At 68.9% G+C, this 21,748-nt stretch carries 20 protein-coding genes; 10 read left to right on the plus strand and 10 right to left on the minus strand.

The window, feature by feature from the left end; genetic code table 11:
• Positions 1–788: 788 nt before the first annotated feature.
• Positions 789–1,496, minus strand: coding sequence for a MerR family transcriptional regulator (locus tag NVU01S_RS19320; protein ID WP_043666843.1), 708 nt, complete (start codon positions 1,494–1,496; stop codon positions 789–791).
• 62 nt (positions 1,497–1,558) lie between these two features.
• Between NVU01S_RS19320 and NVU01S_RS19325 the strand changes: the two genes are divergently transcribed.
• On the plus strand, positions 1,559–2,026 hold the full coding sequence (locus tag NVU01S_RS19325) for a DUF6194 family protein (protein WP_043666639.1): 468 nt from the start codon (positions 1,559–1,561) through the stop codon (positions 2,024–2,026).
• Between the two features lie 9 nt (positions 2,027–2,035).
• Here the strand turns inward: NVU01S_RS19325 and NVU01S_RS19330 are convergent, their stop codons facing one another.
• A complete protein-coding gene (locus NVU01S_RS19330) occupies positions 2,036–2,794 on the minus strand; it encodes a glutamine amidotransferase (protein WP_043666640.1) in 759 nt (252 codons plus the stop codon).
• Positions 2,795–2,949: 155 nt separating this feature from the next.
• Between NVU01S_RS19330 and NVU01S_RS19335 the strand changes: the two genes are divergently transcribed.
• The 4 genes from NVU01S_RS19335 (at position 2,950) to NVU01S_RS19350 (ending at position 9,257) form a co-directional block, all read left to right on the plus strand.
• A complete protein-coding gene (locus NVU01S_RS19335) occupies positions 2,950–3,723 on the plus strand; it encodes an enoyl-CoA hydratase (RefSeq protein WP_043666641.1) in 774 nt (257 codons plus the stop codon).
• 69 nt (positions 3,724–3,792) lie between these two features.
• Positions 3,793–4,737 (plus strand): LysR family transcriptional regulator, encoded by a 945-nt coding sequence (locus NVU01S_RS19340; protein ID WP_043666644.1) that lies wholly within the window; start codon positions 3,793–3,795, stop codon positions 4,735–4,737.
• Positions 4,738–4,832: 95 nt separating this feature from the next.
• Positions 4,833–8,387: a DNA polymerase III subunit alpha gene (gene dnaE, locus NVU01S_RS19345; RefSeq protein WP_209444773.1), complete on the plus strand. Its 3,555-nt coding sequence runs from the start codon at positions 4,833–4,835 to the stop codon at positions 8,385–8,387.
• Between the two features lie 201 nt (positions 8,388–8,588).
• Positions 8,589–9,257 carry a response regulator transcription factor gene (locus NVU01S_RS19350; RefSeq protein ID WP_043666846.1) on the plus strand — a complete coding sequence of 223 codons (669 nt, stop codon included), beginning with the start codon at positions 8,589–8,591 and terminating at the stop codon, positions 9,255–9,257.
• Here NVU01S_RS19350 and NVU01S_RS19355 read toward each other — a convergent pair.
• From NVU01S_RS19355 to NVU01S_RS43445, 7 genes are read right to left on the minus strand one after another with little or no spacing between them, the layout of a single operon-like run.
• Positions 9,250–12,366, minus strand: a complete 3,117-nt coding sequence (locus NVU01S_RS19355; RefSeq protein ID WP_043666648.1) for a lantibiotic dehydratase — start codon at positions 12,364–12,366, stop codon at positions 9,250–9,252. The two genes, NVU01S_RS19350 and NVU01S_RS19355, sit on opposite strands and share 8 nt — an antisense overlap.
• A 9-nt stretch (positions 12,367–12,375) precedes the next feature.
• Complete coding sequence (locus tag NVU01S_RS19360) at positions 12,376–13,635, minus strand: lanthionine synthetase C family protein (protein WP_052280342.1); 1,260 nt, start codon at positions 13,633–13,635, stop codon at positions 12,376–12,378.
• A gap of 14 nt (positions 13,636–13,649) precedes the next feature.
• Positions 13,650–14,963: a lanthionine synthetase C family protein gene (locus NVU01S_RS19365; protein WP_043666650.1), complete on the minus strand. Its 1,314-nt coding sequence runs from the start codon at positions 14,961–14,963 to the stop codon at positions 13,650–13,652.
• 14 nt (positions 14,964–14,977) lie between these two features.
• Positions 14,978–15,145, minus strand: coding sequence for a hypothetical protein (locus tag NVU01S_RS43435; protein ID WP_156161479.1), 168 nt, complete (start codon positions 15,143–15,145; stop codon positions 14,978–14,980).
• A 15-nt stretch (positions 15,146–15,160) separates the two neighbouring features.
• Complete coding sequence (locus NVU01S_RS19370) at positions 15,161–15,340, minus strand: FDLD family class I lanthipeptide (RefSeq protein WP_043666652.1); 180 nt, start codon at positions 15,338–15,340, stop codon at positions 15,161–15,163.
• A 16-nt stretch (positions 15,341–15,356) separates the two neighbouring features.
• Positions 15,357–15,536, minus strand: coding sequence for a hypothetical protein (locus NVU01S_RS43440; RefSeq protein WP_041562616.1), 180 nt, complete (start codon positions 15,534–15,536; stop codon positions 15,357–15,359).
• Positions 15,537–15,547: 11 nt separating this feature from the next.
• Positions 15,548–15,712, minus strand: a complete 165-nt coding sequence (locus NVU01S_RS43445) for a hypothetical protein (RefSeq protein ID WP_156161480.1) — start codon at positions 15,710–15,712, stop codon at positions 15,548–15,550.
• 33 nt (positions 15,713–15,745) lie between these two features.
• Here NVU01S_RS43445 and NVU01S_RS19375 point away from each other — a divergent pair, with 33 nt between their 5' ends.
• The 5 genes from NVU01S_RS19375 (at position 15,746) to NVU01S_RS19395 (ending at position 21,204) form a co-directional block, all read left to right on the plus strand.
• Entirely contained in the window at positions 15,746–17,863 is a 2,118-nt protein-coding gene (locus NVU01S_RS19375; RefSeq protein WP_244467153.1) for an ABC transporter ATP-binding protein, read from the plus strand.
• 44 nt (positions 17,864–17,907) lie between these two features.
• Entirely contained in the window at positions 17,908–19,368 is a 1,461-nt protein-coding gene (locus NVU01S_RS19380) for a M20/M25/M40 family metallo-hydrolase (RefSeq protein ID WP_244467154.1), read from the plus strand.
• A gap of 21 nt (positions 19,369–19,389) precedes the next feature.
• Positions 19,390–19,815, plus strand: a complete 426-nt coding sequence (locus NVU01S_RS19385; protein ID WP_043666654.1) for a hypothetical protein — start codon at positions 19,390–19,392, stop codon at positions 19,813–19,815.
• 339 nt (positions 19,816–20,154) lie between these two features.
• Positions 20,155–20,643, plus strand: a complete 489-nt coding sequence (locus tag NVU01S_RS19390; protein WP_156161481.1) for a hypothetical protein — start codon at positions 20,155–20,157, stop codon at positions 20,641–20,643.
• A gap of 12 nt (positions 20,644–20,655) precedes the next feature.
• Positions 20,656–21,204: a YaeQ family protein gene (locus tag NVU01S_RS19395; protein ID WP_043666658.1), complete on the plus strand. Its 549-nt coding sequence runs from the start codon at positions 20,656–20,658 to the stop codon at positions 21,202–21,204.
• On the opposite strand, the gene NVU01S_RS19400 is transcribed toward NVU01S_RS19395, so the two are convergent.
• Positions 21,201–21,731: a CGNR zinc finger domain-containing protein gene (locus NVU01S_RS19400; protein WP_043666660.1), complete on the minus strand. Its 531-nt coding sequence runs from the start codon at positions 21,729–21,731 to the stop codon at positions 21,201–21,203. The two genes, NVU01S_RS19395 and NVU01S_RS19400, sit on opposite strands and share 4 nt — an antisense overlap.
• Between the last annotated feature and the right edge of the window lie 17 nt (positions 21,732–21,748).

Below are 21,748 nucleotides of genomic sequence, written 5' to 3' on the forward strand. Positions count from 1 at the left end.
GCTGCTTCGGCGTGTTTCGCTGGGCGAGTCGGAGGGTCACAGACCTATCTGTCGCTTGGTTTCCTTGCGTTTGGGCTTGTTGGCTGGCTACCGAAGTTCGGCGAGCCCAGTTCGGTGTCCCTGCTGCGGGCATTATGTGGATGATGCTGAGCACGTTAGGTGGGGTTCCCGGCTTCAGGTGCAGGTCAGGTGCGTGGCGTCGTGTTCCGGCGTGGTCGTCTGGCTGTGGTGCTGTTCTCGAGCGGTTCTTGACGAGGGATCTGCGGTGTCGCGTGGGTGTCGTTGGGGCTCGGGGTGTTTGGCCGGAGTCGACTGGGGCGGGCGCGAACGGTGCCCACTCTTCAGCGATCTCTGGTGGCGCGCACCCGCAGTTGTGCGCGGGTGAATCCAGGCTCACAGACCTTCCGTCGCTTGGCCGACCGCTAAAGATCCACACCACTTCTCGGAATCCGCACCGCTTCTAGCAGCCCAGAAAGGGTGTAAATCCCGAGAGCTGGTGTAAATCCTGCCCAACCCCACCTATCTGTGGCTTGGTACAGACCAACCGGGCTGCTACCCGACCGCTCTCTTCGCCCGAGCCGCTCGAGACGCAACCACAGCCGGATGACCACGCCGGGACACGACCCCGCGCACCTGACCTGCGCCTACAGCCGGGTACGGCACACGACGCGCCCAGCACTATCCAGGTAACTCCCGCGGCAGGGACACCGAACTGGGCTCGTCACACTTCGGCAGCCAGCCAACAAGCCCAAACGCAAGGAACCCCAACCAAACTCGCCCACACCCCCTCAGGACTCGGCAAGGAGCAGATGCAGGGAGGCTGCGGCGGTGAGGAGGGCGTGGGAGCGGGAGGTGAGCGCGGCGTCGCGGGCGGCGAGCGCAGCGTGCACGTCGGCAGCGTCGTGGGCCCGGCGTAGTTCCGGAAGAACGTTGCGTAACTGCGGGATTCGATAGCCGGCGCGCCGGAGCTGGTGGACGATGCGCGCGTCACGGACCTGGCTCGGGGTGTAGCGGCGCGCGGTTCGGTCACGGTCGGGGACGACGAGACCTGCAGCGTCCCAATACCGTAGCGTCGACGCGCGGACGCCGAGTGCACCGGCCAGCTCCGACACCGTCATCGAATCGGAATCGCGCACGGCCGCAATCGGTTCGGCGGCGATATCGTCGGCGGCCGCTTTGGCGTGCGCGAGTTCGATGCGTTCGGTGTGCAGCCGGGCGTGTGCGGCGTCGAGCTGGGCGAGGGCTTCGGCGAAGGAACCGGTGTGCACAGTGCGGAGAACCTGTTTGGCCGCCACCGGCCCCGCGCCCGCGGCGAGTGCACGATAGGCCAGTGCGGCGTGCAGGTGCGCCTCGCGATAGATCCGATGCCCCGTCGGGGTGCGCTCGGCAGGCGGCAGCACACCGTCGCGTTCGAGATTGCGGATCTGCTGTACCGAGTACCCCGCCCGACGGGCGACGTCGACGGTGCGCATGACCGGCGAGTTGAGGTTTTTCACGCAGAACTCCTCGTTACTGCGACCCAGGTCCACACAAGCACTTCAATGAGACGCTCGAACCTATGACGATAGACGAGATCATCGACCTGCTCACCGACCTCGACGGCATCCTTGTCCTGGCCCCGGGTCCGGGCGACGGCACCCCGGAGATCGCCTGGGGCGACAAGTTCTTCTACTACTCCCCCGACGGCGTCGTCCCGACCAACACCCAGCCGTTCGCCACCGTCGTCACCAAGGACTATCCCGACGATCAGAATTCTCGCCTGAACCGCCCGAACGCCTTCCGCCTCAACATCTCCGTCGGTAAGGACACCTTCACCGAGACCCTCGGCTACCCGCCCCGCGAGGTGCCCGCCGACCTCGACTACAGCAGCACCGACATCTTCCTCCCACACCCCACCTACGCCGCCGCGGCCTGGATCTGCGTCGTCGATCCCGCTGCCCGGACCAGCGATTCGGCCCGCCGGTTCCTGCGCACCGCCTACGACCGCGCACGGTCCCGCTACGAGCGACGCCCAGCAACCGGATAGCTCGCCAGGTCAGCTCGCCGAACCGCCGTAGCCCGAACCGCCGTAGCGCAGAACGAAGCGGCGCAGGATCTGTTTGGGTGCGGTGATGGATTCCTGGTGGCCGAGGCGGGTGAGATAGTCGGCCTCATCCGGGTCGAAATAGCCTGCGTGGCGGTATATCTCGATGCGCAGGGCAAGGCCGTCGCCATCCAGTTCGGGGTGGAACTGGGTGGCATAGACATTGCGCCCGACACGGATCATCTGGACCGGGCAGTCGGCCGAACCGGCGAGCAGGACCGCCTCGGGCGGCACCGCCTGGCACGCCTCCTTGTGCCCGACGAAGGCCCGGAAGGTCTGCGGAATCCCTTGGAGCAGTATGTCTTCGCGGGCCTCGCCGGTCAGTTCGATGGTCTGCGCGCCCGCGGTCTCGCCGTAGTTCTCGGTGCTGACCGTGCCGCCCAGCACATCCGCGAGCACGCTGAGCCCGTAGCAGGCCCCGAGGTAGGGGAAGTCACGGCTGACCACCTCGGTGAGCAGCTTCTTCAACGCGGGCTCGAAGCGCCGTTGATAGTCGTACTTTTCGGCGTCGGAACTACCGACATTGCTGGGCCCACCGCCGACGATGACCGCGGCGTAGTCGTCGAGGGTGAGGTCGGGGAAGCCCTCCTCCATCCGCACGCGCACCACCGCACCGGCGTCGAGTTCACCGGCCCGCAGGATGGCGTGGTATTCGTCATCCGCGGCGGCCCGCTCGGGCCGCAGTTGCAGCAGCAGGAAAGGCTTGGCCATGCACCGATTGTGCAAGACCGGCGGCCGGAAGGGAGCCCCCCGGCTGTCGGCGTGTTCGGACCGGACGACGACTCCGGCGCAGCGGCACGGGTCAGGCCGGGACCGCCGCCGCGAAAGCGCCGCCGACGGACGGCCCGACTGGTAGACATGCCGATATGAGCAGCTACGTTGTGACCGAGCAGCGAGCTCGGATCGGGTATCTCACGCTGAACCGTCCCGATCAGCGGAACCCGTTGTCCGCCAACATGATGGCCGAGCTCACTGCCGCGTTGCGGGAATTCGGCGGCAGTAGCGAAGTCGCCGTGGTGGTGATCCGGGCGGCGGGCCGCGCCTTCTGCGCGGGTCACGATCTCGGCGAGCTGGTGGACCGTTCGCTCGACGACGAACGCGCCCTCTTCGCCGCCTGTATCGAATTGATGCAGACGATCCAGCAGATCCCGCAGCCGGTGCTCGCGTCCGTGCAAGGGCCCGCCGTCGCCGCCGGATGTCAGCTCGTCGCCACCTGCGATCTCGCCCTGGCCACTCCCGACGCCGTTTTCGGGACGCCCGGGGTTCGGATCGGCCTGTTCTGCTCGACGCCGATGGTCGCGGTGAGCCGGGCCATCGGCCGCAAACGAGCCATGCAACTGCTGCTGACCGGCGCCGTGATCGATGCGCCGACCGCCGCGGACTGGGGCCTGATCAACGACGTGGTCCCGGCCGACGCCCTGGCCGCGCGCACCACCGAACTCGCCGAGTCGATCGCGCAGGCCAGCCCGTCCACCCTGCGCATCGGCAAACAAGCCTTCTACCACCAGATCGACCTGCCGCAACCCCAGGCCTACGAGCAGATGGGCGAGGTGATGGCGACCAATGCCATGACCTGCGACGCGCAGGAGGGCATGCACGCGTTCCTCGAGAAGCGCACACCGGTCTGGCGCGGGTATTGAGCGCCGCTGCCGCCGCATGCCGTACCGTGCCCGCTGTCGACAACTGACAGTTGTGAAAGGACAGCCCGGGTGGAACTGGACCTCGGTGCGGTGCGCGCCTTCCTCGCGATCGCCGATCACCAGCATTTCGGCGACGCCGCGGACCAACTGAAACTGACCCAGCAGGCGATCTCCAAGCGCATCGCGAAACTCGAAGCGAGCCTGGGCACCACGCTGCTGCGACGCACCCGCACCGGGACCGGCCTGACCGAGGTCGGCGCGGCCTTCCTGCCCCAGGCCCGGGCCCTGCTCGCGCTCGCCGACCAGGCCACCGCGGCGGTGCGCGAACGGGAGCGCCCGCTGCGCGTGGACGTGCTCGGAACTCGGCTCGCGGCAACGGAATTGATCCGATCCTTCCATGCGGACCAGCCCGATTTCGAGATCGACATCATCACCTCCAGCGGTCTGCGCAGCGGATTACCCGCCCTCGTCAACGGCACGATCGATGTCGCGTTCGCCCGCGCGATCGGTCCGCTGGACCCCGTGATCACCCATATTCCCGCCTATTTCGAGCCGCTGCACATCCTCGTCGGCCGCAAGCACCCGCTCGCGACCCGCCGTCAGGTCCGCCTGCGCGAGCTGGCGGATTCGATCGCCCGGATGCCGAGCAACGTGCCGGGCAGCGAATGGGCCCGGTTCTACGACGATCTCGCCGGGGCTTTCGGCCTCACCATCGATACCACCGGCCCCGACTTCGGCTTGGATCATCTGCTCGACGACATCGCCCGCACCACGGACAGTTACGTGTTCACCGGCGAACGTCTGCGCGCCCCTTGGCATCCGGAGATCGTGCAGCTTCCCGTCGTCGATCCCGCACCCGGCTACCCCCATTCGATGCTGTGGCATCGCGACAACCATCGGCCCGCGCTGCGGCACCTCGCCGACTACGTCGCGGCCGGGTTCCGCCCCTTCGATCCGCGAACCCAGTGGCTGCCGCCGGCCGAAGCCGGCGGCGGACGCTGGGCCGACAACTGATGGTTGTCCCGCAACGCCTGTCGATTGTTTGACGCCCCGCACCCCCTCGGCTCGAATAGGGCGATCCGAACCCGGGTCGCAGCCTTGGAGGGCGTCTGTTGTCTTCGTTCGTTCACCTGCACGTGCACACCGAGTACTCGATGCTCGACGGCGCGGCGAAGATCAAGCCACTGTTCGACGAGGCGGACCGACTCGGCATGACCGCGGTGGGCATGACCGACCACGGCAACATGTTCGGCGCGGACGAGTTCTATCAGCACGCCACGAAAGTCGGCATCAAGCCGGTCATCGGCATCGAGGCCTATGTCGCGCCCGGCAGCAGACTGCACAAGAAGCCGGTGTTCTGGGGTCAGTCGGGCCAGCGCGGCGCCAACGGAGAAGGCATCGGCGGCGATGTCTCGGGCGGCGGCGCGTACACCCACATGACGATGCTCGCGCGCACCGCGCAGGGCCTGCGCAACCTGTTCGCGTTGTCCTCGCTGGCGAGCATGGAGGGCCACTACCGCAAACCGCGGATGGACCGCGAGCTGATCGCCCGGCACGCCGCCGGAATCATCGCCACGACCGGATGCCCCTCGGGCGAAGTGCAGACCCGGCTGCGCCTGGGACAGCACGCGGAGGCGCTGCAGGCCGCCGCCGACTATCGCGATATCTTCGGCAGGGACAGCTTTTTCGTGGAGTTGATGGATCACGGCCTGCCGATCGAGCGATCGGTGCGCGACGGACTCCTGGAGATCAGCCGCAAACTCGATCTACCGCCGCTGGCCACCAATGATTCGCACTACGTGCGTAAGGATCAGGCCGAGGCCCACGCCGCGCTGCTGTGCGTACAAGCCGGGAAGACCCTGAACGATCCGACCCGGTTCAAATTCGACGGCGACGGTTACCACCTGCGTTCGGCCGAAGAAATGCGCGCCTACTGGGACGTGCAGGTACCCGGCGCGGCGGACAACACCGTCGTGATCGCCGAGCGGGTCGAATCCTATGCCGAGGTGTGGCAACACCGAGATCGGATGCCGGTCTACGCGCCGCCTCCTGGCCACGAGGTGAACTCGTGGTTCCACGCGGAGGTCATGCGCGGTCTGGCCCGGCGATTACCCGGCGGGGTCACCGAGGAGTACCGGCACCGGGCGGAATTCGAGATCGGCATCATCGTCGAGAAGGGCTTTCCCGCGTACTTCCTGATCACCGCCGATCTGATGGAACACGCACGCGCCGAGGGCATTCGGGTGGGACCGGGCCGTGGTTCGGCGGCCGGATCGCTGGTGGCGTACGCGATGGGCATCACCAACCTCGATCCGATCGTGCACGGACTGCTGTTCGAACGGTTCCTGAATCCCGAGCGCATGTCCATGCCCGATATCGACATGGACTTCGATGATCGCCGGCGCGGCGAGATGGTGCGCTACGCGACCGAGAAGTACGGCGCCGACCGGGTGGCCCAGGTGATCACCTTCGGCAAGATCAAAACCAAAGCGGCCATCAAGGATTCGGCGCGCGTGCACTACGGCCAAGCCGGTTTCGCGATCGCGGACCGCATCTCCAAGGCCCTGCCGCCGCCGGTCGCCGCCAAAGATATTCCGCTGTCCGGTATCACCGATCCGGCGCACGAGCGCTACCCGGAGGCGGCGGAGGTGCGCGCGCTGCTCGACACCGATCGCGATGTCGCCACCATCATGGACACCGCGCGCGGCCTCGAGGGGCTGATCCGCAATGCGGGCGTGCACGCGTGCGCGGTGATCATGTCCGCGGAGCCGCTGCTGCACGTGGTGCCGCTGTGGCGGCGCGAGGACGGCGCGATGATCACCGGCTGGGACTACCCGTCCTGCGAGGCCGTCGGGCTGTTGAAGATGGACTTCCTCGGACTGCGCAATCTCACCGTGATCGGCGACGCGATCGACAACATCCGGGCCAATCGCGGCGAGACGGTCGATCTCGACACGCTGGGCGCCGACGACGCGAAAACCTATGCGCTGCTGGGCCGCGGCGAGAGCCTGGGTGTGTTCCAGCTCGACGGCGCCGCGATGCGCGATCTGCTCCGGCGGTTGATCCCCACCGGATTCGAGGACATCGTCGCGGTCAACGCGCTGTATCGGCCGGGACCGATGGCGATGAACACGCACAACAACTACGCCGACCGCAAGAACGACCGCCAACCGATCGTGCCGATCCATGCCGAACTCGCCGAGCCGCTGCGCGACATCCTCGCCGAAACCTATGGCCTGGTGGTGTATCAGGAGCAGATCATGCAGATCGCGCAGCGCGTCGCCGGATTCTCGATGGGCCGCGCGGACGTGCTGCGCCGGGCGATGGGCAAGAAGAAGCTCGACGTGCTGGAGAAGGAGTTCGAAGGCTTCCGAGCGGGCATGCGGGACAACGGATTCTCCGACGAGGCGGTGCAGGCTCTGTGGGATACCGTGCTTCCGTTCGCCGGGTACGCGTTCAACAAATCGCACGCGGCAGGCTACGCACTGGTCGGCTATTGGACGGCCTACCTCAAGGCCAACTATCCCGCCGAATACATGGCGGCACTGCTGACTTCGGTCGCCGACAACAAGGACAAGTCGGCCGTCTATCTGTCCGAGTGCCGTCAGCTCGGCATCAAGGTGCTGGCGCCGGACGTCAACGAGTCCTCGCTGCGGTTCGCCGCGGTCGGCACCGACATCCGGTTCGGGCTCGGCGGCGTCCGCAACGTGGGCGCCAATGTGGTCGAGTCGATCATCGAAACCCGCACGCAGAAAGGGCAATACGCGTCGTTCGCGGATTTCGTCGAGAAGTCCGAGCTGGTCTGCTGCAACAAGCGCGTGCTGGAATCGCTGATCAAGGCGGGTGCGTTCGATTCGTTCGGCCACCCCCGCAGGGCGCTCGCCGATATCCACGAGGACGCGGTGGACGCCGTCACCGGACTGAAGCGCCGGCAGGCGATGGGCCAGTTCGATCTGTTCGGCGATGGCGACGCAGAGTCCGAATCATCTTCTCCCCTGGCGCATCTGAGTTTCGACGCACCGGAATGGCCGCGCGACGAATTGCTCGGGCTGGAACGCGAAATGCTGGGCCTGTATGTCTCGGGCCACCCGCTCGACGGTGCCGATCACCTGCTGCGCAAGCACGCCCCGAAGCCGATCGCGGCGCTGCTCGCCAATCCGCCGCGGGACGGGACCGTCACCATCGCGGGCATGATCTCGGCGCTGGAGCGACGCGTCAACAAGAAGGGCGAGAGCTGGGCGATCGCGGTGATCGAGGACCTCGATGCCGCCGTGGAGGTGCTGTTCTTCCCGAAGAGCTACAGCGTGTTCGCCGCGGATCTGATGGTGGACGCGGTGGTGGTCGTCGAGGGACGGGTGAACTGGCGAGAGGACAAACTGGCGCTGTTCGGCGCGCACCTGGCCGCACTGGACGTGGCCCACCTGGACGAGCACCGGCGGCAGGCACCCCTGACGCTGGAGATCAACGCCCGCAACACCGATCGCGACAGCGTGCGGGAACTGAAGTCGGTACTGCTGGCCCATCCCGGCGGCACGCCGGTACATCTCGCGCTGTGCTACCGGCAGCGGCGGACCATGCTGGCGATCGACGACTATCCGGTCACCGTCAGCCCGGCGCTGCTCGGTGAGCTACGCGCGGTCCGGGGCGTCAAAGTCCTGACCTGAGCGCCGCGCACCGGCGGATCGGCGCGACAAGGTTCGACCAACGGTCCGAGATCTTCCCCTGCGCGGCGGCGTCGGCCATTCTCAGTCAGTTGAGACATCCGACGTTCGAACCCGTCCGGGGGTGGCGTGAACACGAGAAATGGTCACCGGCGGCTCCGGTCGGCGCAGAGCGCCGGATGGCATGTGACGCAAGAGGATTCGGTGACCGATGCACCGGTTCCGCAGATCACCGTGGTGCTGGCCGACCAGCACGCCGTGGTCCGTGCGGGTCTGCGTTCGATGCTGGCCACGGTCGCCGAATTCACCATTGTCGGGGAGGCGGCGACGGTCAGCGAACTGACCCGGCAGGCGCTGCGCGAGCGACCGGACGTGGTGGTGCTCGGCCTGCTGTTGTCACAGGAGCGCACCCACCGGGTGATCGCCGACATCCTGCGCTCCTGTCCGGGACTGGCGGTGCTGGTGTTCGGTATGGACGAGGACGACGGCGCCGTGCGGGCCGCGATCAACGCGGGCGCGCGCGGTTATGTCGACAAGTCGAGCACCGCGGAAGGCATCGTCCGGGCCGTGGCCGGCGCGGCCGCCGGATGGGCGGTGTTCAGCCCGGGTAGCGCGGCGGCGCTGGCGCGGATCACCGCGCAGCCGGCCACGGTGGAGGTCGTCGCGTTCGCCGATCTCACCGTCCGTGAACGCGAGGTGCTCGAGCTGGTCGCGGCCGGTCTGTCCAACGCGGCGATCGCGGGCCGGCTGCATCTGGCCTCCAAGACGGTGAGCAACTACCTGTCGGCGATCTTCCTCAAGCTCGGGGTGTGCGATCGCGCGAACGCGATCCTGCGCGCGCGGGAGGCCGGCTTCGGGGTCGCGCTCAGCTGAGCGCTATCGGTGCGTGCCGCAGGCTTTCCCTGGTCCGCCACAGCAATCCGAGCACCCGCTGCTCCGGCGGATGCCCGCAGCCGAGCAGCCTGTTGCAGTGCATGTGCACGAAACTGCGCACCAGTTCCGGTCGCGACCTGGTGAGTTCACCCCGGTCCGCGAGCAGGTCGAGCCGGGATACCGCTGCCTGCAGCAGAATTCGGCGACGATCCAGTATCTCGGCGACAGCGGAACCGCCTGGCTGACTCGCCAGCCAACGCCGATCGCCGAGCAGTGATCTGAATGTCGCATTCTCTCTTCGGTATTCGTCCGCGGTGGCGCGCCGCTCGAGCACGCCGTGCCGATACAGGTCGATGTGCTCGGCCTCGCTCAGGCCGAACGCGGTGACCAGGTCGTCCACCGTGACCATCCCCAGCAGCGTGCGGTCCAGCGTGACGATGCGCCGATCGACCAGCGCGAGCAGCTCCAGCACCGCCGCGCTGTCGGCGGCGAACAGGTCCTCGGCCACCGCGGTCCCCGCCGGGCCGCCGTAGCGTTCCACCTCCTGGTCGTAGGTGTCCACCGACACGCGGCGGCAGAACCCGTCGGCGACCAATCGCGCCCCCCAGCGCAACAGCGCGGGCGCCAGCCGATCGGTCAGCCGATCCGGGTCACCGTGCCAGCGGATCCGCAGGTGCGGGTCGGGATCGGTGTAGCGCAGGAAGAACCAGTTGTCGGCCGCACCGTCCGCGACGGCCTGCGCGCAGAAGTCCCGGATCTGCTGCGCGAGCAGATCCTCCTCGAACGTCGGCACGTGATACAGCTTGGCGAACAGCCAATCGCTGCCCGGCGGCCGCAACCGCGCCGCCGAGGTGGCCGACGGCGCCGAACGCGCCTGCCCGCGAACGGGTTCGGGTTCGATGGCGGTGCGCACCAGCGGCACCACCAGCTCACTGAGGTAGTGCCCGTCGGGGCCGGGCAGCCACGCGTGCCCGGGCCCGGGTAGTGCTTCCTCCAGATACAGCTTGCCACCGGGTGTCCGCCGGGCCTCGTCCCGGATCTGCTCGACCTGATCCGGGGCGTCCAGGTCGAGCAGCAGACGATGGTCTGCCATCGCAAGATACAGCTGGCGTGGTGGCTGCCAGCGCTGCCGCCACGCGGCGAAGGCGGCCGCGAACGAGGTCGCCGATTTCGGCGCCAGGTCGTCGGCGGGCAAACGCCACCGCGCCGGCGCCAGCACGACCCGGCCGGCCTGCACCCGCGGCAGAAACGGGAAACCGGTCGCCGGGCCCCAATCGAAGGTCATCGGCACCGGCCTGCCGTCCCGGTTGATCTCGTCGAGAAACCGCACCACCGCGGGCGCCACCTGGGCGTTGAGCATGTGCCCGGCACAGGTGACGACCTCCTGTCCGGTGCGCGGCCAGCGCACCACGAATCGCCCGTCCCGCAGCCCGACCACCAACTCGGACAACGGAATCACCCGCTCCGCCCGCGCACCGGGCGTGGTGTCGAAGGGCAATTCCCACTCGCGGGCCAGCGGGCGAATCGTGACATTCGCCAGCCGGCCGGGTCGCGGCAGATAGCTGACCTCGGCCCACAGCCGCCCGGGCCGGGCCCGCGCTTCGGCCGCCGCCGCCTCGTGCAACGCCTGTTCGGCCGACGGTCCGATCAGGTCGGCGAAGCGGCCGAGCACCCGGCCCGCGGTCGAGGCCCCGAGGTTGGGACCGACCACCAACTGGAACTCGCCCGCGTCCACCGCCGCCGCCGAATCCGCGATCACGAACAGCGAAAGATCGAGCGAGGCAGGCACTTTCGCCGGGTCGGCCGACTGTATCTCGAGTTTCGCGATGGTCGCGGCGTCGAGTTCGACGACGGACCTGCGCTCTCTGATCGCGTCGAGCGCCAGATCGGTCAGCGTGCGGTGGCGCACCTGCCGTCGCTCGTCGTCGGCCCCACCCTTTTCGGCCTTGCGCGGCGCGCCGAGTCCGATCTCGGGATCGAGCAGTTCGAGCAGCCCCACCTCCCGGTCCGGACCGTACCGCTCGATGAAAGCCGCTCGGTAACTGTCCAATTCGGCCGTTCCGGCCGGCCAGGAACTCAGCCGGATCGTCAGTTCGGCCGCACGGACGGCTTCGGTCGCGACCGCCGAATTCACCTGTCGCCCGGTGAACGGTCTGCTCATGTCGGTTTGGAACGGTCCCTTCGGCGTCGCCACCGCATGCACCGAATGTGCTCGATCCAGCAGCTTCGGGTACCCGGCGGCGGCCTGATCGTGGTCGAGCCGATCCCAGTCACCGAGCTGTTCGAGCAGCTCGCCGAGGGCGGTCGCGGCCGCGCCCGCGGCGGGTATCGCCGCGAGGCGCCGGGCGACATAGCCTGCCGGATCGGCAGCGGTGACCGGTGGCCGCAGATCCGTGAGCAAGAGGGTCTGTTCGCACAGCTGGTCCAGCAGACCGCGTACTCGGTCGGCGCCCGCGTCGAGTTCCCCAGCCAGTTCATCCACGAGATCGCCATAACGCGTCGGGATCCGCGCGCGTTCCAGCACCCGGCGGACCGGCGTGGTGGCGCGCAACGACATCGCGCGCCCCGATTCGGCAGCCTCGCCGATGGGGGTGCGCTCGCTGAGAAACACCCGATCCGCCTGCACGAAGGCGGCCGGGTTGGTGCACAGGCGCAGCTGCGCGCGGATCTCGTCGCGCTGCTCCAGGGTCTGCACGAAGTCGAGCAGCCAACCCATGTCCGGCCTGGTCCGCAGCACGGCGGGCGCGTCGGCCAGCTCGAGGTCGGTGGCCGGACCCCACCCCGCGAGACCGACTCCGGCGAACATGCCGAACGGGGTGGGCCGACTGGACATCCGGATGAGGTACCGCTGTAACTTCCCGGCCAGGCGCTGCCGCGCGCGAACGTCGGTGCAGGGACGTTCCAAAGCCCGCAGCAGCTCCGCGCCGCCCACCGCGAGCGCCCGCTGGACCCGGGGATCGGCGGGCACCAGCGTGCCGGGGGCGGTGCGGGCCGGCCACTCGGCGGCCGGGTCGGCACCGAGCGCGAGGTACTCCCCGAGGGGCAGCAGCGGGGTGCGGACCACCAGCCAGTCCAGTGGCCGATACATGTTCGAGCCGGTCGTCGTCATCTCATCTCCTCACGCCAGCAACAGCACTCGATCCCAGTCCGGCGCTGCGCCGGTGCTCGCCGCGAGCAGGGCGAGCGCGATCCCCGCGGCGCCGTCGAGCAGGCCGGGCCGATCCGCGGGCAGCTCGCCGGGGCAGCGGAAACCGAACCGGTGCGCCGGGTCGTACCCAGCGAGCAGCCGGTCGGTCAGTTCGACTGCGGCACGGGCGAATCGCGGATCGCCCGTATCGTGCGCGAAGCGCAGCGTGATCTGCAGCAGGCCCGCGACGCCGTGACAGAGGGCGGGTGCCGGGTCCGGCTCGGCCGTCGCCGCGAACCGGCTCGATGCCGCGACCATCGTGTCGACGGCGAGGGACCGCAGCTCGGCGTCGTCGATCGCGTTGCCCGCCAACCAGAGTGCGCGGGCAACGCCGGGCCCGCCGTAACACCAGGCATTGCGCGGTCGTGTCCCGACCGCGGCGGTACCCGGCAGCGGGATACCGGTCGGCCAGTTGGGTCCGTGCGCGTCGTCGGCGCGGTGCGCGGTCAGCCAGCGCCCGACCATCGCGATCGCTTCCCGCTGTCCGGCCACGGAAATGCCCGACAGCTCGGCCAGCGAGAGCAGCGCCAACGGTCCCGGCACGCCGTGGGCGAGACCGCAGTTCAGCACGCCACCGGGAAAAGACTCTGCCATCGGGGTTTTCGGCGCGATGCTCCAGGCCGGCGTGTGCCAGTTGGGGAGGTCGTTCTCCCAGCGGCACACCGCCACCAGACCGGTCAGCGCCGCCCGCAGCGCGGCGGTATAGGCGTTGCGCCGCAACAGGTATGCGCCCGTACCGGTGATACCGGAGACGAGATCGAACGATTCGAACGGCAGACCGTGCCGGGCGTGCGCCAGCACCGCCGCACGACTCGTCGCGTCACGCACGATGCCGCGGTCCAGCTCGGCGAGCAGGCGCTGATAGCGAGTGCCGTTGCGGGACAACAGCAGTGCGCTGAACGCCAAGCCGGTCAGCCCGTCGAACATGCCGGGCAGCCGGACCTCGGCGTCCGCCATCTCGCGCACGGCCGCCGTGAGGCAGCGGTGGGCGGCGCGATCCCAGTCGCGGCCGTCGAATCGGCTCAGCAGCACCGCGCATCCGGCGGCACCGGATGCGCCGTCGCGCAGCAGACCCGGCCGGCCCGGCAATGCAGGCAGGCTTTCCGGCGGCGCGAGGCGGCGCGCGACCGCCCGCGCCACCGTGACCGCCCGCTCCGCCGTCGCCGCGGACAGCACGCTCCGCCACGTCATCGTCGAGGCCCGGGTCAAGACAGCAGCAGGGTTCGGTCCCACGTCGGTGGGAGGTCGGTGGCGGCGGCCAGCAGCGCGAGCGCGACGCCCGCCGCACCGTCCAGCAGGCCGGGATCGTCTGCGGTGGGGCCGTTTTCAGCGAACGAGACATAGCCGTACCGCCGCTCCGGCTGGAACATCGAGAGCAGCTGAGCGGTCAAGACGGGCACCGCGGCGACACAGTCCGGATCCCCGGTGTCGGCGGCGAAACGCAAGGTGATCTGCAACAGACCGGCGACGCCGTGGCACAGGCCGGGCGACCCGTCGATCCGTCGCGCGTCCGGCGTGCGGCGGTACACCGCGCGCATGGTGGCCACCGCCAGCTCGCCGAGCTGCGGATCGGCCAGCGCCGCGCCCGCCGACCAGAGCGCTCGCGCCACGCCTGGACTGCCGTAGCACCACGCGTTGTGCGTGGGGCCGTAGGCGGTCGGCGTCGTGCCGGTCGAGTCCGGCAGCGCCACCCCGGTCGGCCAGTTCGGTCCCCACGCGTCGTCGCGGCGCTGCGCGGCCAACCAGTGCGCGACCCGTGCGACCGCCGCCCGCTGGCCGGAGACCGAGATACCCATCGACTCGGCGAGCGCCAACACCGCCAGTGGACCCGGGACACCGTGCGCCAGGCCGCAATTGAACACGCCGGTGGGATAGGCCCGCGCCATCGGGCTGTTCGGCACCACCGCGGCGGGCAGCGTGTGCCAGTTCGGGACACCATCGATGATGCCGCACAGAGCTGTCAATCCCGCCAGCACCTCGCACAGCGCGTCATCGATGCGCGGGCGTCCCGTGCGGCGCAACAGATAGGCGCCGGCACCGGCCAATCCGGCGATCACATCGAACGCCGCCGACGGCAGGCCGGTGGGCTGCGCGGCGATCGTCGCGCCGAGCGCGGCCGCCGCCCGGGCGATGACCTCGTCCAGGTCATCGAGCAGCCGTCGATAGCGGGTGCCGTCGCGGGACAACGCGTCAGCGGCGAAGGCCACCTCGCACAACCCGCCGAACAGGCCGAGCCGTCCGCGCTCGGCCCGTTCGGCGGTGCGCGCGGCAGCGGTCAGGCAGGCATGCGAATGCACCGCCCAACCGTGGTCCGGCCGCAGCCGGTCCAGCTGGTCGAACAACACGGCGCACCCCGCATTGCCCGACTCCGGCGCCGATGCCGTATCCCGCAGCCGCTTCCCGACTTCCACGGATACCGCGATCGCCGACGCCGCCAGGTCGGCGGGCACCAGGCTGCGCCACGGCCGCCCGGCCGGGTGGAGTTCATCGACGATCACCGACGCACGGTCCGCGTTCATTCCGGCGGTTCCTCTCAGTACTCGAAATCGACACCGGGCAGCGGACAACACCTGCTGCGGTCGGTCGGGCAGTGCACCGTGGTGGGCGGCGGATAGGCCGCCGTCGTCCCGTATTCCGGCACCGCACCGGAAAGCTCACCGAGCCGCACGTCGAGATCGAATTCGTCTACCGGGTAAGACATCTCGCCTCCTCGAAGTCAGCAGTCGGCCGTGCACCGCGGGCCGTGGTGCGTCGGACAGGTCGTACCGCAGGTCGGGCAGTGCGAATCGCTGCACCACTCGGCGTCGGTCGTTTTCGTCACCATCCCGGGCTCGACCACGCGAGTGGGGTCGCCGATGCGGATGTCGAGATCGAATTCGTCTACCGGCAGGGACATTTCGTTCTCCTCTGCGTCAGCAGTACTTGGTACAGCGCGGCGGATGCTCGGTATTGCAGGCGGAGCCGCAGGTCGCGCAATGCGAATCGGCACACGTCTCGAAATCCGAGGTTCGCGCGGCCATGGCCGGGTCGAGCAATCGGCTCGGGTCGCCGATCCGGATATCGAGATCGAAATCATCAACTGGTGCGGACATGGTTCCTTCTTTCAGCAAGTCCGTTCGGTGGTCTTGCACATCGGGTAACTACTGCAGTCGTCGGAGGGACAGGCCCCTTCCGCCGTGCGCATCACCATCGGCACAGCGTGCGGCGTCGGTGCCGGCACCTCGCCGAGGCGGATATCGAGATCGAATTCGTCTACCGGAGCGCTCATCTGGTTTCCTTTCGCGTCGGCCCGAGTACCGCCGTGGAATACACGCCTCTCACCGTGCGGCACGGGCATCCCTGGGCGACAGAGCAGGTGATCCCGGCGAGCCGGGACGATTTCCCGATCTTTCCCGGCCGCGACCTCTGCCGGACGGGAGCGCCGACGGGTGACCCTGGATCGGTGGTGCGACTACGGGGCGACGCGGCGAACACGGAGAACCGCATGGGCACAACCGAATCCGCGGTTGCCCCGCTGGTCGGCGTGGACGAGCTGAGCACACCGAGCTGGATGACGGTGGACAAGCAGGTGGCCGAGGCAGGGCTGGGGCGCACGCTGCTCGCCTTGCCCGCCGGCGCCCGCGTGGTGCTCGGCCTGGCCTGGCAGGCGTCCCGGCGCTGGACCCTGCTCACAGCGGTGCTCGCGGTGGCGAGCGGCGCAGCGACCGCGTTCGGGTTGCTGGCCACCGCCGATGTCCTGACCACCTTGCTCGCACAGGGGCCGACATCGCACCGGGTGTTGTCCGCGCTGCCCGCGGTCGGCGCGGTCGTCGCCGCGCTCTCGGCCCGCGCGCTCATCGAAAGCGGCACCGCCACAGCCGAAGCCCTGCTGAAGCCGCGGGTCGAACAGCGGGCGCGGGACCGGGCGCACACCGCCATCGCCCGCGTCGACCTGATCGCCTTCGAGGACAGCGAGTATGCCGACCTGGTCCGGCAGGGACTGCAACGCGGCATGGGCAGCATCGCCCGCTGCGTCGAGGCGATCACCGATCTGTCCGGCGCGTTCGTCCACGTGTGCGCGGCGGTAGGCACGGCCACGGTGCTGCATCCCGCGCTCGCCCCGCTGGTCCTGCTGGCGGTGCTGCCCGACGTGTGGGCCTCGGCCCGCGCCGCGAAGCTCTCCTATCAGTCGTATGTGCGCCTGGTGACCCGGCATCTGCGCACGGCGCTCGCGAGCGAACTGCTCTCCGATCGGGAGACCGCCGCCGAACTGCGCGCGTGTACCGCCGGCCCGGCCCTGCTCGGCGAGTATCGCCGGATCAGCACCCAGATCACCGCGGAGACCAGCCGGGTCGAACTGGCGAAGGCGCGGGTGCGGCTGGCCGGGCGCGCGATCGCCGGTCTCGGCACCGGCGCCGCCTACGCGGTACTCGGACTGCTGCTCTATCTCGACGCACTGCCCCTGGCGCTGGCCGGCACCGCGGTCGTCGCGATGCGGATGGCGACTACTGCCCTGTCGCAGACCATGATCGGCGTGAACAGCCTGTACGAGAACATCCTCTATCTCGACTTCTATTCGAACCTGCTGGAACAGACCGAGCGGCGCACGCGGCCGGCCTCGCACCGCATCGCCCCGGCCGACCCGCACGAAATCACCCTTCACGCGGTCTCCTTCACCTACCCGGGCCAGGACGAACCCGCGTTGCGGACGGTGGATCTGTCCATCAGGCGCGGCGAGGTCGTCGCCCTGGTCGGCGAGAACGGCTCGGGCAAAAGCACTTTGGCGCGTCTGATCACCGGCCTGTACCTACCGACGGCCGGGCGGGTGTGCTGGGACGGCGTCGACCTCGCCACCGTCGACGAACAGTCGATCTACCGCAATGTCGCGGTGGTCATGCAGGATCCGGCGCGCTGGCCGATGAGCGCGCGCGACAACATCCGCATCGGGCGGATCGAGCGCGCGAATCCGAAGGCGGCGCTAGGCGAAGCGGCGCGCAAGTCCGGCGCGGACGCGGTGATCGATGAATTACCTTCAGGCGAAGCGACCGTCCTTTCCCGGCGCTTCGCCAGGGGCCGGGATCTGTCCGGCGGTCAATGGCAGCGAATCAGTGTGGCGCGCGGTCTTTTTCGCGACGCGCCGGTGCTGGTGGCGGACGAGCCGACGGCGGCCATGGACGCGCGCGCCGAGCACGCGGTGTTCGAGTCCCTGCAGGAACTCAGCCGCGGCACCGGACGGGAGCCGGGCAACCGCACCACCATCCTGATCACGCACCGCCTGGCCAATATCCGGCACGCCGACAAGATCGTCGTGCTCGACCACGGCCGCGTCGCCGAGGTGGGGACGCACTGCGAACTCATGGCCGCGGACGGCGGCTACGCGCAACTGTTCGCCCTGCAAGCCGCCGCCTACCAGCTGGAACCGAGCACGCAGGCGGGGTAGTCGTTCCCCACGCGAAGCACCTGGGGCCGTGCTAGCTTCAGCACGTGTCTGTATTCAGTCGCCGTACCCCGTTGATTTCGGTGGCCGCACTGGGACTTGTCGCGGCGCTCACCGCATCCGCCTGCAGCTCGGATTCCGATTCCGCCGCGAAGAACGAGACGAGCTCTGCGTCGAGCGCGACGACGCAGGACAATACGAAACTCTTCCACGAGATCTACAAGCAGTTGGTGGAGACGGATACCTCGCATTCCACCGGCAGCACCACCGTGGCCGCGGAAGCGGTCGAGCGGCGGCTGCTCGACGCCGGATTCGCCGAGTCCGATATCCAGATCTTCGAGCCGGTCGCCCGCAAGGGCAACCTGGTGCTCCGTTTCACCGGTACCGGCCAGCGCAAACCGCTGCTACTGCTCGGGCACCTCGACGTGGTCGAGGCCAAGCGCGAGGACGGCTGGACCACCGATCCGTCCAAGCTCACGGAGGTGGACGGCTTCTACGCGGCGCGCGGCTCGATCGACGACAAGGCCATGGTCTCGGCGCTGGTATCCGGCCTGGTGCAGCTGAAGCGCGAGGGGTTCAAGCCGAATCGGGACATCGTGCTCGCGCTCACCGCGGACGAAGAGGCCGGTAAAGACAACGGCGCGAAATGGCTGATGGAGAACAAAGCCGACCTGATGAGCGCGGAGTACGGGCTCAACGAGGGCGGCCGGGCCTTGCTGGTCGACGGCAAACCCACCCTGCAGGGCGTGCAGGTGGCCGAAAAGACCTATGTGACCTACCAGGTCGAGGCCAAGGAGAACGGCGGGCACAGTTCGGTGCCGACGCCGGACAACGCCATCTACACCCTCGGCGCCGCGCTGAATCGCCTTGCCGCCTATCGGTTCCCGGCCTCGCTCAGCGACGCGACGCGGGACAATTTCGGCGCGCTGGCCGCCAGTCGCAGCGGGCCGGAAGCCGAGGACATGCGCGCGGTCGCCGCCGGCAACCCGAGTCCGGAGGCGATCGAACGGCTTTCAGCCCTGCCCGAGTACAACGCCCAGTTGCGGACCACCTGTGTGGCGACCATGCTCACCGCGGGCGAGGCGGAGAACGCGTTGCCGCAGAAGGCCAAAGCGACGGTCAACTGCCGGATCCTCCCGCAGGACAACCCCGACGACATCGACAAGCAGTTGCGCGCGGCGTTCGCCGACGGCGGCAAGCTGACCATCACCCGCAATCTCGATCCGGCGGGCGGCATCTCGCCGATCAACGGCGACGTGCTGGCCGCGGTCACCTCGCTGACCAAGGAACTGTTCCCTACCGCGGCCGTCAGCTCCTTCATGTCCACCGGCGCGACCGACAGCAAATACGCGCGGAGCAAAGGCATTCCGATGTACGGGGTGAGCGGGCTGTTCATGGTGCCCGCCGACGCCGGGCGGATTCACGGCATCAACGAACGCGCGCCGATCGCCGGGCTCGAGGCCAGCCGCGAGTTCCTCTATCGCCTGGTGAAACAGCTCGCCCAGTAGCTTCGACCGACAGCGTTATCCATGCTCGCCATCGCGGGACCGGCGATCGCCGCCGATTCGCTCTGGACCTTTCCGGTCGCCGTCCTGCTGATGTTCTTGCTGGACGCGATGTTTCGCGCGTTCCTGGCGGAGGTCGCGAGGCCGCTCGGGTATCGCACCGGCGAAACCTGGTCCACCCGGACTGTGCTGCTCAGCTCGGCCGGACATACTGTGCTGGCCGTGGCGCTCGCGGGCATCGTCGCGGTGAGCGGCGTCGGCGACCTGCCCGGCGCGGCGGTGCTCGGCGCGGTCCTCGGCCTCATCGCCGGGGTGCCGGTCGCGGTCTTCCTCGGGCGGGAAGCACGCGTGCCCCGGGCCATCGCCGCGCTGCACGGTGCGCACTGGATGCTGAAGCTGTTCATCGGCACCTACGCGGTGGCCGACGGCGTGTTACAGGCATTGCACTAGCCGCGGACTCGCGTCCTGCCGCCCTGAATTTTCCCGTACCGCCTCGGGATCGGCCGCCGGTCCCGGAATCGCGGTCAGGGTCCGTGCGACCGCGGGCCGAGTCGTCAGCTGGTCCTTTCGTCGTCGAGCGCGCGGGAACGCCCGCGCCGCTCCGGGTTTCGGTCAGGGGTGATATCCGGGTTGCACCCCTACCACCGCAGTATCAGCCCGGAATGGCGCTGCGGTGGGATTCGGGCGGGGCCGTTCGATTCCTACCTTCGAGGCATGGGCAACGTGGAAAACGATTCTCTCGCTGGTGAAGTCATGGGTCAGGCCGCGTCGTCGCGGTGGCGTCGGGGTATGGCCGCGTCCGTGGCGGCGCTCGCCGCACTCGGGTTGGTCGGGGCCGCGGCGGGCAGCGCGACGGCCGCGCCCGCCACCGCATGCCTGTGGGCCGGGACGGATTACGCGCAAGGTAGGGCTGTGACGGCCGGCGGCCGGATCTTCACCTGTGCGGCCGATCGCGGAACGCCGGTCTGGGTGCGCGGCGCAGTGTCCGGCGCGCCGAGCACCGTCGCGAATCCCGGTTCGCGCACCCGCCCCACCGGCACGTTCAGCCTCGGTGCGCAGCAACCGGGCACCGAATACAACGACTACTGCGTGGGCAGTCAGCTGATCGACGGCAGCGAGGCGGTGTATCAGGTGGTCGCGGACGGGGCGGGCACGCTGCGCTGGCAAGCGGCCGGGCCGATCAGCCAGTGGATGTTCGCCCCCGGGACCGGACCGGTGCCGACCACCCGCTCGGCCGGCCTCTGCCCGGCCGAGCCGGTGCTCTGGCCGCCGAACTAAGCTCCTGCTCCTATGGCCCTCAGCGCAACCCTGCACAACTTCACCGTCCAACTGGCCGACGTCGATCGCGACGTCTACCAGGAACTGGACCTGCGGTTGGCGCGGCATCCGTCCGAAACCGCGGAGTTCATGCTCACCCGGCTGCTGGCCTACTGCCTCGAATACCAGGAGGGCATCGCGTTCAGCGACGGTGGCGTGTCCTCCACCGACGAACCCGCGGTGCTGGTGCGCGACCTCACCGGCCGGCTCCTCGCCTGGATCGAGGTCGGCGCACCGGACGCCGAACGGCTGCACCGCGGCAGCAAGGCGGCCGAACGCACCGCCGTCTACACCCATCGCGATCCGGCGAAGGTGCTCGCACAGCTCGCCGGAAAACGCATCCACCGCGCCGCGGAGATCCCGCTCTACAGCTTCGACCGGGACTTCATCGACACGGCCGTCGCCGCCGTCGAACGCCGCAACACCGTCACCCTGTCGGTCACCGAACGCTCGCTCTATCTCGACCTGAACGGCACCGGATTCAGCACGTCGGTCGAGGAACACTCCATCGGGCAGCCCTAGCGCCGCCTTGCCCGATAAGCGGCGACCGCGTTGCGGTTGCCGCACGCAGTACTGCAGTAGCGCCGGGATCGATTGCGGGACAGATCGAGCACGATGCCCTCGCACGCGCTGTCGGCACAGAGCGAGAGCCTGCTCAGCTCGTCGGAGCGGATCAGGTCGATCATCGCCATCGCGGTCTCGACAGCGATGCGCACGGGCAGCGGCGCGTCCGGCGAGACGGCGTGGATGTGATAGTCGAACCCGTCGTGGCGCACCAGTTGCGGCGTCGCCCGATGCTTGGCGAGGGTCTCGTTGACCAACCGCACCGCGGTGTCCCGATCGCTGGTCAGCAGCGTACGCAGCGGGGCGCGTTGCGCGCGCACCGCCGCGAGCTCGGCGGCGTCGCCGGTCCGCACGCCGGTGTACACGTGCCTGACGAAAAACTCTTCCAGCTGGGCGATTTCGGTCAGCGTATCGGGTTCTTCGGCCGAATTGACCAGCTCGACCGCGGCCAGCAGCGACGCCTCGGTGTCATGAGCAAAAGTCATGTTGACATCTTACACAC

This window comes from Nocardia vulneris (genome assembly GCF_001613425.1).
Classification (GTDB): Bacteria; Actinomycetota; Actinomycetes; order Mycobacteriales; family Mycobacteriaceae; genus Nocardia; species Nocardia vulneris.